The sequence below is a fragment of the Lactonifactor sp. BIOML-A5 genome (genome assembly GCF_009677585.1).
Classification (GTDB): domain Bacteria; phylum Bacillota; class Clostridia; order Lachnospirales; family Lachnospiraceae; genus Lactonifactor.
The window spans coordinates 19,354-34,112 of sequence record NZ_WKYV01000023.1 but is presented as its reverse complement, the minus strand read 5'-3'; the positions used below and the strand labels follow the sequence as shown (position 1 = coordinate 34,112).

Here is a 14,759-nt window from a genome sequence, read left to right as displayed (position 1 = left end):
AGGAGTTTTTATGAAAGAGTACGAGTTATTATGCGAATATTATGACACCTGTTCCCTCAAACCCACCACCAGTCTGAAGGAGATCGAAACTGACGATCTGGATGAATATATGCGTCAGTTTATTCCGCAAAATGCCACATGCACCTGTACCACCACTCCTGAGGGAGATATTGTATATGATATTATGCATGCTGGCATACGCAAACGATATCAATTCACAGAGCTATAGAGACCGATTGCTGTTATTTTTCTTTTCCTGTGAGATAAGGTACTCTACGCCCTTGACAACCTCCCCTCTCGGCTTTTAGTATATGTCTCTTCCAGAGGGGAAAGAGGGCGGAATCTTACCTCCTCCTCTATTTCTTTTTTATCAATTCAATATATAATTTAATCTGTTCTATCTGGGAATCCAGAAAACGAATCTCCTCCTCAGCCTTTTTGTATTTCTGCATCAAAGATGCACTGTACAGACTTTTTTCCATCCGTTTATCGTAGATCTGGTCCATAGCCTGTGTAAGCCTCAGCACGGTTTCCAGCTGGCCCGTCTCCCCTCTGGCTTCATACTCTTTTACAATGTCCAGCCAGGAATCAATATCTTCTTCCTGCTTCCCCTGCTCTTTTTGCCCTAGATAATCCTCCAGTTTTCTTTCTGTAATCAGCCCATCCTGTATGAACTGCTGAGGAGGGATCTCATATCCCTGCCTGTTATATGATTTCATAGCCTGAATCTTTCCGTCTCTGATCTTCCGCCTGATCGTCTCCTCATTCTGTGCGAGAAGTTCTGCTATATCTTTCACTGATAAATTCTTCATTTCGCTTCCTTCTTTTCCTTAAGTCTTCCATGTAAAATCCCCACAGCCAGTTCTTGCAGTCTCTCCGTCCCTCTCTTGGGGAACAAGACCTTCCTAAGATTTTCATAAAAATACTTCGGCGGGGCCCCTTTTCTTTCAGCCTGTTACTCTGTTCTTTCACCCTCCATACGGCTTTTCAGTTCCTCAAGCTTTAATTCTGCCCCTTTCATCCCGTCCAGTCCGGCCATCTCATACCAGTACATTGCCTTTTTCAGGTCTTTCTCTATGCCAAGACCATTCTCATATAAGTACCCCATATTATACCTGGCACAGGGCTCCCCCAGTTTTGCCGCTGCCTGATTGAACGCAAATGCCTTTTCATAATCCGGACAATCGGCCTGAAATTCTTTGGCTGCCAGTCTAAGCAACAGCCTGCCTGATGTTTTTCTATTCATAACATTCACCCTGCCTCTTCTTTAGTGTAGTGTAGTATTAATATTATAATTATATACTACAATCATTGAATGAAAATGTCAACAAAAACAGCCTCTTACAACGGCAGCTGCAAAAACTGCGGTTGTAAGAGGCTCTCTTATCTATATATTAGTTTTTCTCTGTTCCTGTCCTGGTCTGTCTCAGCCTCCAGGGGCCCAGAAGCAATACCGGTATCATAACAACAGGTATTTTCAGTGCTGCAAGAAACCGGTACCCTCCTCCTACGATATTTCTCAGACCCAGAACAGAAATTCCGTACGCAATCAGAAGGAACATAAAAGCCCAAAGGATACGCCTTCGGCGATGGCTGAATCTCTTCATGCTTTTTCCCATTCTGACTCCTTCCAGTCTGGTTACTATACTAAAAATCAATCCTACTCCTGTACTAATCATTGCACAGAAAAGTGTAATCTGATACATTATGGACAAAAACGGAACTTCAGCGTTTTTCAGTATAGACAGGATGGGAAGGTTCTCGTGACTGCTTCCCGGAAAATATGCCAACAGCAAGATGCTTACCAGTCCCAGCATCAGGGCATTCATCAGCGCCCCTCCCACAGAAATCTTAATAGAGTCTCTCTTTGATGCAATGCCCAGACTGGAGGCTGCCAGTACCCCGATAAAGGTGCACTGGACACCAGCATATTTTAGTGAATCCAGTATTGCTCCGCCGATACTTCCCTGGATCTCCCAGTTCCCCACAACCTTAGAGAGATTTCCCCAGCCCTTTGCAATTCCATATACCGAGATGCACGTAAGGCATATTACGATAGGTATGGTAAGCAAGGTAGAGATATTTCTGAAAAACTCTACGCCCAGGGAAGTACAGATTAGGATAATGCCTGCAATAATAGCCAATGCAATCAGATAAGGCACTCCAAACACCTCTGACAGAAGTTCTCCTCCTCCTGCAAGAACCGCCCCCGTAATTAAGGCTGTTCCGATTACTGAGATTAGATCCCAGATGATTCCGAATATACTGCCAAAAGGTGCATAAAATTTATATGCAAATTCTTTGTAATTATGTGTATTGCTGCGTCTGCAGAATTCCACTGCAATATACGCCATAACTCCCAATATCCCCATGGAAAGGAATGGTGTAACCAAGCCAATTGCCCCAAACTTTGTAAAATACTCTGCTGCCTGTACCCCGGTGGCAAATCCCGACCCGCAGTGGGTTGCAAACCAACCGGTAACACAGCCAATCCATATAGGTAAACTTTTTTTTCGCTCATTGGCTATATGGCCCCCTATTCTGAATCCGTTACCTATCACCATAGGCAACGATCAACGCATCTATAGCTATAGCCCCCATACCTTCCTCGTATACAAATACAGGATTCAGATCCATCTCTGCAATGGTATTTTTATGCTCCAGCGCGTACTGTGAAACCTTTACCATAATGTCTGTCAAAGCTTTCAAGTCACAGGGACGGCTTCCCCTGTATCCTTCCAGCATTTTGTATGCCTTAAGCTGCCTGAGCATCTCCAGGGCTTCATAAGTATTTACCGGACAGGGACAAAGTGCCACATCTTTAAATATCTCCACAAAGATCCCACCAAGTCCTGCCAGTAATACAGGTCCGAACTGCGGATCATTTGTTACTCCAATAATCATCTCAAGACCAGGAGATGCCATTTCCTGGATGATAATCCCGTCCAGTCTTGCATCCGGCATATACCTGCGGCAGTTTGCCAAAATAGAATCAAAGGCCTCCATTGCCTCCTCACTGCTTTTGACATTCAGCCTTACGCCTCCTGCGTCTGTTTTATGCAGAATATCCGGAGAATTCACCTTCATTGCCACCGGGAACTTCATTCTCCCGACCACCTTGGGTACGTCTTCCCGAACGGCGGCTATGCCCTGCGCTGGAATGGGGATCCCCAGTCTTTGGATCTCCAGTTTGCTGTCCCATTCTGTCATGGCACTTTTTTCTCCGGACGGCGCTTTGTCCGGCGCCGATATTGCCAGGGTGGATTTCTCCCATTGAAATTCTACAAACTCTCCCAGTTTGCCCAGAGCCTTGTAGGCCGTCTCCGCACTGCTCATCACCGGGATCCCATGGGACTCTAATTTTTGCCTCCATGCCTTATCTCTGTCACCCTCATAGGAAGGTACTGCAAACAAGGCCGGTGCGTTCTCCATCTCTGAGATCTGAATCATAGCTTCCATACTGGTTATCTCTTTTTGAGGCACCCCCCCGGGCCCTGCTACATTCATTCCTACCAGTACGCCTCCAACTTCCGGATCTTCTCCCATAGCCTTTATCACATTATAAACTTTTTCCCGATCCGTGAAAAGGGATGTGGTCCCATCCAAAGGATTTTTGGCTGCCGCGAAGGGAGGGATATAGTTTCTTATCTCTTTTAGTGTACTCTCTTCCAAGTCTGGAAGTTTTACATGGTATTTTTCACACAGATCTGCACATATGGTATTCTCTCCCCCAGAGAAATTAATACCGGCAAATCCATTCACCTTGGGCAGCCGCCCATTCAGCACACTGTACATCTGGGCTGTACACAAAAGTTCCTCCAGACTGTCTACCGTTACAACCCCGTACTTTTTGAAAACTGCCCGGTAAGTCCCCGCACTTCCTGCCAGATTGCCGGTGTGGGATGCAGCGCTTTTTGCCCCTTTCTCAGATACACCTGACTTCAATACAATCACCGGTTTTCTTTTTTTCGCTGCCTTTTCAAGGGCCCTGCAAAACGTAGACGCATCCTTAATTCCTTCCAGATAAAGAGCACATACTTTAACATTGTCGTTGTCTACCAGATATTCCAGACACTCATCCAGGGTAAAGCAGTTGCCGTTGCCTGTTGACACCGCATATGAAATATTAAACTGTTCCAGCTGTACAATATTAGCGGCAATGAATCCGCTCTGGGCGATGATCCCAATCCCGGTCGGCCTGGTATCCAGATCAATCAAAGCTCCCAGTCCCCACATCATTATTTTATTTACATTGTTTATAATTCCCAGACAGTTAGGGCCTACCACTTTCATATCATAGGTCCGGGCAATGTCTTCCATTTCCTTCTCCATGGCAATCCCTTCCGGGGTATGATCCTCGGAGAATCCGCTGGCGTATACCACTGCCCCTTTTACTCCAAGCTCCCCTGCCTCTCTGAGAATGGAATTGACTGTGGATGCCGGGGTACAGATCAGTATGCAGTCAACAACCTCAGGCAGTTCTTTCAAGTCTTTATAACATTTCTTTCCCATACAGCTCTCCCGCCTGGGATGAACAAAATATACTCTGTCCCGAATATGGCTTTTTAAGGCATTGGCGCCGCTCCTCTGACCAAAGGAGCCTTCCTTGTCCGTTACGCCGATCACTGCCATGGACCGGGGATTCATTAAGCGTTCAATATCTGTCATTGCGCCCTCCTTCTTATGAAACTGCCTGGTACCCGTATTCTATTGCTTTCACATTTTTGTCGTTATATTTACCTTTACCTTTGTTTTCAAAAAACCTGCACATGGCAGCTGTGGCATAATCCAAATCAAACAGACCGCATTTTTTAATCACTGCTCCCGCCATGACAAGATTCTGCCCCTTCATGTTTTCTGCCTCTTGGGCCAGATGGACACAGTCAACAGGAATGACTGTTATCCCTTCAGGATAGCTGTAATCCTGACGCACGGCATTGGAGTTGACAAATACAGTGGCATCCGGTTTGCAGAATTGCAGGTAATCCAGAGAAGGTTCATTCATGGCAATTAGAATGTCCGCGTCCTCCATGATGGGGCTCCCAACCTTTTCCTGTTCTGTTTCTCCAAATTTTACCACGCAGTTTGCCTTTCCGCCTCTCATGGTCGGTCCGTAAGCAGGCATCCATACAGCATTCAGTTCCTTCTGGGCAGCCATATAAGCAATGATCAGACCGCCGGTAAGTACACCCTGGCCTCCAAATCCGGCAAAAATAATTTCTTTCATTCCATTACACCCCTCTCTTCTTAAATTCACCAATGGGATATTCTTTCAGCATATTCTCTTCCAGCCATTCCAGTGATTTCAGCGGAGTCATATTCCAGTTTGTAGGACAAGGTGCCAGAACCTCTATCAGGGAATAGCCTTCTCCTTTTACCTGGGCCTCTAGACCATTCTTTATCATCTTTTTCAGCTGCCTGATATTTTTTGCATCATTTACCGCACCTCTCGCAACATAAGCCACATGAGTAAACTGACTGGCTATCATTTCCGGCAGATGGAAGGGGTATCCCTTCAGCTCACAGTCACGCCCCAGAGGCGTCGTGGTGGTTATCTGATCCGACAGAGTCGTCCAGCTCATCTGTCCTCCCGTCATACCAAAATTAGAATTATTTACCGTAAATACTGTGATTTTCTCATTTCTGTATGCTGCGTTCAGCGTCTCGGCGATTCCGATAACTCCGGCATCTCCGTCACCTTGATATGTAAAAATCAAGGTATCCTTTTTCGTATGCTTCATACCGGTAGCCACAGCCGCCGCTCTGCCGTGAGCACACTGGAACTTATCACCGGCGGTAAGAGTGTTCAGATTGCAGGAGCATCCCACTCCCAGAACCGTAATATGGTTGTCTTTATACCCCAGCTCCTCTACCGCTTCCTGAATGAGCCTGTATGCAATGCCATGACCACACCCCGCACAAAACTGATTACTTTTATATATTATCTCAGGCGCCTGCTTTATTACATTCATCTAGAACACCTCCTTTATGGAACCATTTTTAACTTCCATATATTTTTCCATTACCATCTTTACTCCAGGGGTTCCCATACTGTGGGCATAACAGTAAACGGGCACTCTCTTATCGGAGGTTACCCTGGAGGCAAGTGCCACATCCTCCACCATCTGTCCCAGATCGTTGGATTCAATGCTGATAAACCCTTTAACCTGAGGGTTTACTTCTTTAAATGCCTGTACCGGATAAGGCCATACCAGCCGGGGACGGATCAAGCCGGCTTTCTCTCCTCTGGCTCTCAGTACATCTACAGCATCTCTGCAGACCCTGGCAGGCAGTCCGAAAGCAACCAATACATACTCTGCATCCTCTACCTGGTAATTTTCATATCTCTGCATCTCACTCTGAATCAAAGCAGTTCGCTCCCTCAGTCTGGCGACCAGGGTATTCGTATCCGGGGACTGCCTCGTACCTACTTTTCCGCTGCCGTCAATCCCCCAACCCAAAGGTTTCTCTCTTTTTTTATAGGGAGGTATTTCAACTGACTCCATCATCTGACCCAGAAAGCCCTCTGAGAGAACTACAACTCCGCACCTGTATTTTTCTGACACATCCCAGGCCTCGTAGATATCGTCTACCAGCTCCTGAATCGTACTGGGAGAATAAACAATATGGTGATAGTCCCCATGTCCTCCCCCTTTCGTCTCACGCATATAATCTGACTGGCCGCTGTCCAGCCTTCCAAGTCCCACGCCCCATCTCTGCACATTCAGGCAGACATAGGGAAGTTCACTTCTCGCCGCATAGGAGAACGCTTCTGCCTTCAGGCTGATCCCCGGTCCTGAGGATGCAGTCATAGCTCTGGCACCGCAGGCGGCAGCCCCTATAACCATGTTCATAGAAGCAATCTCATTTTCTCCCTGAATCATCTCCCGGTTTTCCTGGGGCATGCGCAGCGCAAGATGTTCCAGAACCTCCGTAGAGGGGGTAATGGGATATCCCGCAAAGAAATCCATTCCTGCCCGTATGGCTGCCTCTGCGGCAGCAACATTTCCCTTCATTAATTCTTTTGCCATAATTGATTCTCCCTCCTATTCCTCTGCAATGGTGTATACATAATCCGGACAGACCGTATAGCATATTCCGCAGCCCACGCACGCCTCTGAATCCAGCACAACAACCTCATACCCTGCCTTGTTCAGCACGTTTCCCCTGGAAATTGCATTCTGTGGGCATGCCTTTACACAATACTGACAGGATTTACACCATTCCCCATTCATGATTGCTTTTTTACTCAATGATATCCCTCCTCTCATTTAAAACTGGTTATCATAGTTATTCTCTATAATTTTTACCAAATCCGTTATTAACCTGTTATATGGTGTAGGCACCTGATACTTCTCACCGTACCGGACTACGGCACCATTGAGAAAGTCTATCTCTGTTTTTTTCTTACGGTACATATCCTGTGCTGTTGAGGGAAGGTGGTTATACATGGGACTTTCCGGAGAGATTCCTTTCTGTCCTCCTTTTTTCACCGGCTCGGGTGGTACTTGAATCCCCATAGCCGCAGCAACGCTGCGCACTTCATCTGCCACCTTGTCTGCAATATCGCTTCCTTCTTCGGCTGCATGATAAGGGCCGAGAGGAAGTCTCACGATTCCGCAGACCGGATTACCGGAACAATTCTTTGTCATTTTATACCACAATAAAGGGGCAATATCCGCTTCCAGAGAAAATTGGAAACCGGCTTTCACAAAATATTCAGCGAATTCTTTCATCTCCGGAGTAATCTTCCGATTGGCCGCACCGATCATCACCCGGGAGGTAGGGCTGATAAGAGCACTCACATGCCCGGGCTCCACCATCTTCCCACCGAATTCAATCAGACCACTCATGATTTTGTCTCCCCCAAACACTTCTGACAAAATCTCTACGTTCCCCATCCCGTTCTGCACTGTAAGGATTACGGTACGCTCATACGCCAGACATTTTGCTCCCAGAGCAGCCCCTTTGGTGTACAGGCCTTTTACCAGGAAAATCATGGCATCCATTTTTTCCCCCAGCTGATCGGCAGATGTATATGCCTTGATTTTGGCCGTATACTCTGTTCCGTTCACTTCATAAATCAGCCCTTTTTCATTGATGGCATCCACATGCTCCTGAAATGGGTCTACAAAGTAAATCTCCGCACCCGTCCTGGACAGGTGTCCTCCCACGGTGCTCCCCATGGCACCCGCTCCGATAATTGCAATCTTCATGAAACAACCTCCTTTATCTTATAATTTTTTTTGAAGCTCATTGTACTCAGCAATCTCTTTTCGCATCTCGCTCAGTTTATTCTGGTCCAGTTTAAAAAACAGGAAAATAATCAAAGCTATCACACAGGCTGCAGCCGGCAAATATGTAACTACATACATCAGGTTGGAAGCTAAGGCAGGATTCGCCACGGTCTCTGCTCCCTGATATCCGGCCTGCACCAGTCCCCAGTTCAATATGCTTACACCGATTACCTGAGAAATGGTGATTGCCATGAAATAAAATGACATTGCAGTGCCTTGGGCAACGGTCTCTGTTCCTCCCTTTTTAATGTTTTTCCACACTGCATAGTCAATCGCAGCCGCAAACAGCACGATATCGTATACCCCTTTCAGTGAGTAGAAAAACTGGGCAATAGTCATAAGAATGTTAAATCCCCAAAGACTGCTGCCTGTGACTGCCAATCCCAGGTGCGCACCTGTAATTGCAATGAGAATAATAATATAAAGTTTCTTAATATCCTTAATCACATATTTTAGTATGAACGGTGCCAGAAAGGTTGCCACAATTGCCACTATCTGGGTTGCCGCTTTATACCATGCCATCAAAGTCACATCTCCTATTACATACTTGAAAAAATAAGGTGCCATGGGAGCTGCAACAAAATATCTTACAATAGCAAAAGAGCAGGTTAGAAATACAATCAGCAGAGGTTTATTGGAAACAATCTGCCGGAACATGGCTGATACATTAGCGCCTCCCTTTTTTCCCTGACGCTTTATCGCTTTTACCGTTTCTTTTAGTTCCCCTGCCGTTGCATTTTTATACTCAAAAGCTACGGTAAGGTACAAAATTATAGTAATACTGCAGAAAATCAACAATGTAAAGAAAAACCCCTGTGCATCTTCTGCTTTTCCCGTTGCAGAAAGCTTTACAATCAGGAGAGGACCGGCTACCCCTACCAAGAACCGGCAGACTTCTTTGAACAGATTACTGGAGGTTGAGACTACGGATACTTCATTTTCATTTTTTGCCAGAGTGGGTATTGCGCCTTTATAACCGTTGAACAGCAGTGTGTTAAAGATATACGCCGATACAAAAAAGAGTACCGTGACAGGCGTAGGCAGCTTTGCCCATGCTGAGCCTGCCATTGCCATAAAAAAAGCGGTAAGAGCAAAGGGCATGTAACGTATCCAGGGCAGAAATTTATCTTTGCTTTTGAAAGGATTACTGTCGATAATTATTCCCGTAACCGGTGAGAAAAAGACTTTAAAAATATTCATAGCCGAGATAATAGTCCCTGTCATTACAGGATTCATATTAGCTATGTTCGTCAAAAAAAAGTTCTGGAAATCTTTAAAGAAATCATACATAAACTGATAGGCGCCTTCCCCAATTCCGAACGTAATCAGCGCCCGCTTTCTTCTTTTTTCCTGATTCATCCCATATACCTCCTTCTTTCTTGAACGCGTTCAATTTTCAGTATTATTAAACGCGTTCAATCACGCGTCTCAAAAATGTCCTGTATCAGCACAGAACATTTATCGATATACAATTTTATATCCCGGTTCCAGGTGTATGCCGCATTCTTTATAATGCTGCAGAGTAATGTCCACCAGCTCATCCAGCCTGCCTTTATCCTCAAAAAACTGAAGGCTGTAACTGTTGAGAAAAAATCTTACAATATCTCTCTTCGTAACATTATGCTTTTCTCTGTCCACATTGACCAGTTTTGGTTTCTGGGCTGGTATTGTTATACTGAACAGATATCGGTACCCCGCATCAATATTTACATTTCTCAGGATGTGAGCTGACATTTCATACATATACTGTGCCATCTCCTCGGTATAACAAATCCCATTGTATAAGTCTAGCAGGGGCTGACTTTCCATCAGCAGCATAGCATCAAATATAATTACGTGGGAAGCCTCTAAATCATAATCCTCTCCGGCCGGAAAACGTCTTTTTATGATTTCTAAAAGCTCTTTTCTGAAACTGGAATAAATCTTAGCACACAGCCCGTCTTTGGATCCAAAATAATAGTTGGCAAGTCCTACACTTATCTCAGCTTCTTTGGCAATTTTACGGATTGTAGTGTTTTTGTAGCCGAATTCATAAAAGAGATTACGGGCTACTGCTTCTATCTTATCGCAGGTCTCTTTCTCCAGGTTTGACACTACCTTCTCCTTTCTTGAACACGTTCAATATACTTACATTATACCAATGTTATTCTAAAATACAATTGACATTTCAAACAATATTCCGCATCAAATTTCAGTACTATTTTACCCAGAAAACAGCACCGAAATTTGATGTCTCTCTTACAATAATTCCATAACCTCTTTCACTTTCCCGCGTATCCTCTGAATGGCATTATCAATGGATTTTCCGGGTTTTCCTAAAATCTCCCCAATCTTCAGATAGCCATACCCTTCCAGGTAAAGGTCAAGCACTTTATTTTCAAAGGGACTCAATCTTTTCCGGATTCTTTCCTGCATGCCTACCGCGCTTTCCTTAGCAATTACAATCGACTCCGGATCCTGCTGCCACAGATTTTCTGATTCCAGCGCAGGCTCCCCCTCCTCGTTGCTCAGGGAAATATAGGTATTCAAGGGCCTGTGCTTCTGCCGATTGGACAGTTGTATGGCATTATAAATCTGCCGGTCTATGCACAGACTGGCAAATGTGGCAAACGACGCATTTTTGTCCGGAAGATAATCCCTGACGGCTTTGAAAAGGCCGATCATCCCTTCCTGTATCAGGTCATCCGTCTCACCGCCCATGAGAAACATAGCATGGGCTTTTTTCCGCACCAGGCTCTTATATTTATCTATCAGATAATCCTCTATCTCCTGATTACCCTCCCGGAGCAGGGTAATCAGCTCTTCATCTGTACATTCCTCATAACCCTTCATTCTATCCTCCCCGTATTCTCGATCCCTAGTATGCTGCTTTATCCCTGGAGCCTCTGCCGTAGAATCTCATAGGCCAGCACACCGGCGGCCACGGAAGCGTTCAGAGAGTCAATATCTCCTCTCATAGGGATGGAGGCTGTAAAATCGCAGGTCTCCCTTACCAGACGGCTTACCCCCTCTCCCTCATTCCCGATGACAAGTCCCAAGGGACCTTTCAGATTCACCTCATACATGGTGCTCCCTCCCATGTCTGCACACACAAACCACAGCCCTTCCTTTTTTAGGTCTTCTATGGTATGCACCATATTGGTAACCTTTGCCACCGGCGTATAGTTCAGAGCACCGGCTGATGTTCTGGCAACGGTCGCAGTCAGGCCCACCGCCCGCCGCTTTGGTATCACAACCCCGTGGGCCCCCACGAGATTGGCGGTACGGATAATGGCTCCCAGATTATGGGGATCCTCGATGTTATCCAGGAAAAAGATAAACGGAGGCTCCTCCTTTTTCTGTGCAAGTGCCAGGATATCCTCTATTTCTGCATACTGATAGGCAGCCGTCACCGCAATCACACCCTGGTGCTTCCCTGTCTCCGACATCTGATCCAGCCGTTCTTTTTTAACAAAGCTGATAATGGTGTCCTTTTTTTTAGCTTCTCTCAAAATTGAGCGCACCGGACCGTCCTGGCAGCCGTCCAGGACAAAAAGCTTGTCCACCGCACGGCCGGAACGGAAAGCCTCCAGCACGGCGTTGCGCCCTTCTACTTTATTTTCCTGGAATCTGCTTTCCTCCATAATACTCTCCCTTTTCTAATCCTATTTTTATCAAATCCAGCATACGCTTCCACTGTTCGGTGAGGTACAGGTAACCCATTAACGCCTCAAATCCAGTGGCTCTGCGGTAGTCTGACATGGTTGCGTTCTTAGCCATGGTTACAGACTTGGCATTTCTGCCTCTTTTGTATACAGCCGCTTCTTCTTCCGTGAGCAGTTCCATAAGATGTTCCATCATAGAAGACTGGGCAGAAGCCTTCACCATCGTGCTGGCTCTTTTATGCAGCTTATTCACCTGGGAATTCCCCTGTTCTACCAGAATGGTTCGGATAATCAGATCATAGATAGCATCCCCGATGTATGCCAGTGTCAGCGGGGAATAGGTGCGGATATCCGTATTCCCCAGGTGAAACTGCTCCTTTAAATACTTTAAGCTCTCTTCCATTTTACCCCTTCTCTGGTATCCTCCAAAACAATTCCCATGCCCAGAAGCTGATCTCTGATTTCATCGGCACGGGCAAAATTCTTTGCCTTTCTTGCCGCCTGGCGTTCTTCTATTAAAGCTTCAATATCTGAATCCAGCATCTCTTCTTCTTTCTCTACAATGAGTCCCAGCACGTCGCAAAGCTTCAGAATGGTTTCTTTCACTTTTCCCAGAAATGCCAGTGTGCTTTCCCCCCCGCAGCAGGTATTTGCAAATTTTACAAGTTCAAAAACTGCGGAGACAGCATCTGCTGTGTTAAAATCGTCGTCCATGGCCTCTTCAAACTTTGCCGTGTAGGAAGTAAGCTCATTTACTTTCTCCTGCTCAGCCTGAGACATCACATCCCCCTGGGCAGACTTCATAAGATAATTCAGGCTGTCCACAGCTGTGATGATTCTGTCCAGACCGTTTTTGGAAGCCTCCATCAATTCCTGGCTGAAATTCAGCGGACTTCTGTAATGGGCGCTGAGCATAAAGAAACGAAGCACCTGGAGATCATATTTTTCCCCGATCTCTCTGACGGTAAAGAAATTTCCCAGAGATTTTGACATTTTCCTGTTGTCAATATTGAGAAAGGCATTGTGCAGCCAGTATTTTGCGAATGGTTTGCCGTTGCAGCACTCGCTCTGGGCGATCTCATTTTCATGGTGCGGGAAAATCAAATCCTCTCCTCCGGCGTGAATGTCGATCTCTTCTCCCAGATATTTTTTAGACATCTCAGAACACTCAATGTGCCAGCCTGGCCGTCCTTCTCCCCAGGGAGACTGCCATGCAGGCTCTCCTTCCTTTTTCGGCTTCCAGAGGACAAAGTCCAGGGGATCTTCCTTTTGATCCTCCCCGGACACCTGGATGGCCCGGAATCCGGACTGAAGATCTTCTATGTTTTTATGGGAGAGCTTGCCGTACTCCTTAAATTGTTTTACCCGGAAATATACCGTTCCCTTTACTTCATAGGCAAAGCCTTTTTCTATCAATGAGGAGATCATGGCAATCATACCACCGATTTCCTGGGTAGCCAGCGGGTGAGTAGTGGCAGGTTTTACATTCATGTCTGCCATATCCTTTTTACATTCCTTAATATAGCGTGTGGAGATCTCCTCCGGGCTTACCCCTTCTTCCCGGGCCTTTGCGATAATCTTGTCATCCACATCCGTGAAGTTAGAGACATAATTTACCTCATACCCTTTATACTCCATATACCGTCTGGCAGTATCGAAGACAATCATGGGTCTGGCATTGCCTATATGGATAAAATTATATACGGTTGGTCCGCACACATACATCTTTACCTTCCCATCCTCAAGAGGAATAAATTCTTCTTTTCTTTTTGTTAACGTATTATAGACTTTCATAAGCTTCTCCTTTATCTTCTACTTCTTTTTCCGTCTGCCTGCAGTTTTTCTCACAGTGCCGCAGCTCTCTCTCCATTTCCAGGATCCGGCTTCTCAGCCGGTTATTCTCATCCTGCAGAATCTTGATATCCTCCCAGACAGGATCCGGAAGATGAACATGATCCATATCGTTCCTGGGAATTCTGACATTATCCCTTTTTACAATGTGCCCCGGCACACCAACCACGGTGCAGTTTGGCGGCACCTCGCTGAGTACCACAGAACCCGCCCCGATCTTAGAGTTTTCCCCTACGGTAAAGGATCCTATAAGCTTTGCCCCTGCGCTGACCATTACATTGTCCTCCAGCGTGGGATGGCGCTTGCCGGTCTCTTTTCCGGTTCCACCCAGAGTAACCCCCTGGTAGAGCGTAACATTATCTCCGATAATTGAGGTCTCACCAATGATAACCCCGCTTCCATGGTCTATAAAAAGACCTTTTCCTATGGTTGCCCCGGGGTGGATTTCTATCCCTGTTTTATGGGCAGCTCTCTGGGAAATCCATCTGGCCAGAAAATAATGGCCTTTCTGATACAATTTATGTGCTCTTCTGTATTTTAACATAACTTTAAAGCTTGGGTACAGCAGCACCTCCCAGGGTGTCTTTATCGCCGGGTCCCGTTCTGTGATTACTTTAAACTCTTCTCTAAAATGCTGGATAAACCCCATGGTATCACCCTTTCTTTCTAAAATCAATATTTCTGCAAAAAGAAAAAGCCCCGTCTCTTACACAAGAGACGAAGCTGGTCCGCGGTTCCACTCTACTAGAGGATACACCGTATCCTCCCCTTCTTTCATTTAACGCATGAGTAACGTACCGGACTACTGGCGGCAGACGCCTGCTTCGCCCGGTCAGCTCCAGGGGGCACTTCGCTGGATTCTCCCTTGAGATGGCTTTCAGCCGGTGACCTTCTCTCTCTGTCAGTTCAAATATCAGCTACTCTTCCCTTTCGTTGCCTTTTCCTGTCTTCTTCTAGTTTATTCAGA

At 46.0% G+C, this 14,759-nt stretch carries 17 protein-coding genes and 1 other annotated feature; of the genes, 1 reads left to right on the top strand and 16 read right to left on the bottom strand.

Annotated features, from left to right (window positions below; genetic code table 11):
- The first annotated feature begins 10 nt into the window (after positions 1 to 10).
- Complete coding sequence (locus GKG41_RS16920) at positions 11 to 229, top strand: acyl-ACP--UDP-N- acetylglucosamine O-acyltransferase (protein WP_154260809.1); 219 nt, start codon at positions 11 to 13, stop codon at positions 227 to 229.
- Between the two features lie 127 nt (positions 230 to 356).
- Here the strand turns inward: GKG41_RS16920 and GKG41_RS16915 are convergent, their stop codons facing one another.
- The 16 genes from GKG41_RS16915 to epsC all read right to left on the bottom strand — a co-directional run bounded on the left by GKG41_RS16915 (position 357) and on the right by epsC (position 14,441).
- Positions 357 to 812 carry a helix-turn-helix domain-containing protein gene (locus tag GKG41_RS16915; protein WP_154260807.1) on the bottom strand — a complete coding sequence of 152 codons (456 nt, stop codon included), beginning with the start codon at positions 810 to 812 and terminating at the stop codon, positions 357 to 359.
- Positions 813 to 955: 143 nt separating this feature from the next.
- Positions 956 to 1,246 (bottom strand): SEL1-like repeat protein, encoded by a 291-nt coding sequence (locus GKG41_RS23790; RefSeq protein ID WP_154260805.1) that lies wholly within the window; start codon positions 1,244 to 1,246, stop codon positions 956 to 958.
- 148 nt (positions 1,247 to 1,394) lie between these two features.
- Positions 1,395 to 2,564, bottom strand: coding sequence for a hypothetical protein (locus GKG41_RS16905; protein ID WP_154260803.1), 1,170 nt, complete (start codon positions 2,562 to 2,564; stop codon positions 1,395 to 1,397).
- The gene (locus tag GKG41_RS16900; protein ID WP_154260801.1) at positions 2,551 to 4,668 is read right to left on the bottom strand and encodes an acetate--CoA ligase family protein; all 2,118 of its coding nucleotides are present in this window, start codon (positions 4,666 to 4,668) and stop codon (positions 2,551 to 2,553) included. Before GKG41_RS16900 ends, GKG41_RS16905 begins: the two co-directional genes overlap by 14 nt.
- Positions 4,669 to 4,681: 13 nt before the next feature.
- Positions 4,682 to 5,227, bottom strand: a complete 546-nt coding sequence (locus tag GKG41_RS16895) for a 2-oxoacid:acceptor oxidoreductase family protein (RefSeq protein ID WP_154260799.1) — start codon at positions 5,225 to 5,227, stop codon at positions 4,682 to 4,684.
- A 4-nt stretch (positions 5,228 to 5,231) separates the two neighbouring features.
- Positions 5,232 to 5,972, bottom strand: coding sequence for a thiamine pyrophosphate-dependent enzyme (locus GKG41_RS16890; RefSeq protein WP_154260797.1), 741 nt, complete (start codon positions 5,970 to 5,972; stop codon positions 5,232 to 5,234).
- Positions 5,973 to 7,031 (bottom strand): 3-methyl-2-oxobutanoate dehydrogenase subunit beta, encoded by a 1,059-nt coding sequence (locus tag GKG41_RS16885; RefSeq protein ID WP_154260795.1) that lies wholly within the window; start codon positions 7,029 to 7,031, stop codon positions 5,973 to 5,975.
- A 15-nt stretch (positions 7,032 to 7,046) separates the two neighbouring features.
- Positions 7,047 to 7,253, bottom strand: coding sequence for a 4Fe-4S dicluster domain-containing protein (locus tag GKG41_RS16880; protein WP_226904146.1), 207 nt, complete (start codon positions 7,251 to 7,253; stop codon positions 7,047 to 7,049).
- 18 nt (positions 7,254 to 7,271) lie between these two features.
- The gene (locus tag GKG41_RS16875) at positions 7,272 to 8,216 is read right to left on the bottom strand and encodes a 2-dehydropantoate 2-reductase (protein ID WP_154260793.1); all 945 of its coding nucleotides are present in this window, start codon (positions 8,214 to 8,216) and stop codon (positions 7,272 to 7,274) included.
- A gap of 18 nt (positions 8,217 to 8,234) precedes the next feature.
- Entirely contained in the window at positions 8,235 to 9,656 is a 1,422-nt protein-coding gene (locus tag GKG41_RS16870; RefSeq protein ID WP_154260791.1) for an MFS transporter, read from the bottom strand.
- Between the two features lie 99 nt (positions 9,657 to 9,755).
- On the bottom strand, positions 9,756 to 10,391 hold the full coding sequence (locus GKG41_RS16865; RefSeq protein ID WP_154260789.1) for a TetR/AcrR family transcriptional regulator: 636 nt from the start codon (positions 10,389 to 10,391) through the stop codon (positions 9,756 to 9,758).
- A gap of 144 nt (positions 10,392 to 10,535) precedes the next feature.
- Positions 10,536 to 11,129: a sigma-70 family RNA polymerase sigma factor gene (locus GKG41_RS16860; protein ID WP_154260787.1), complete on the bottom strand. Its 594-nt coding sequence runs from the start codon at positions 11,127 to 11,129 to the stop codon at positions 10,536 to 10,538.
- Positions 11,130 to 11,167: 38 nt separating this feature from the next.
- The gene (rlmB, locus tag GKG41_RS16855; protein ID WP_154260785.1) at positions 11,168 to 11,920 is read right to left on the bottom strand and encodes a 23S rRNA (guanosine(2251)-2'-O)-methyltransferase RlmB; all 753 of its coding nucleotides are present in this window, start codon (positions 11,918 to 11,920) and stop codon (positions 11,168 to 11,170) included.
- On the bottom strand, positions 11,892 to 12,344 hold the full coding sequence (locus tag GKG41_RS16850) for a ribonuclease III domain-containing protein (protein ID WP_154260783.1): 453 nt from the start codon (positions 12,342 to 12,344) through the stop codon (positions 11,892 to 11,894). Before GKG41_RS16850 ends, rlmB begins: the two co-directional genes overlap by 29 nt.
- On the bottom strand, positions 12,329 to 13,735 hold the full coding sequence (gene cysS, locus GKG41_RS16845) for a cysteine--tRNA ligase (RefSeq protein WP_154260781.1): 1,407 nt from the start codon (positions 13,733 to 13,735) through the stop codon (positions 12,329 to 12,331). The genes GKG41_RS16850 and cysS overlap by 16 nt, the downstream gene beginning before the upstream one ends.
- Positions 13,722 to 14,441 (bottom strand): serine O-acetyltransferase EpsC, encoded by a 720-nt coding sequence (gene epsC / locus GKG41_RS16840; RefSeq protein ID WP_154260882.1) that lies wholly within the window; start codon positions 14,439 to 14,441, stop codon positions 13,722 to 13,724. The genes cysS and epsC overlap by 14 nt, the downstream gene beginning before the upstream one ends.
- A gap of 61 nt (positions 14,442 to 14,502) precedes the next feature.
- Positions 14,503 to 14,735: a binding site (T-box leader), on the bottom strand.
- Positions 14,736 to 14,759 lie beyond the last annotated feature (24 nt).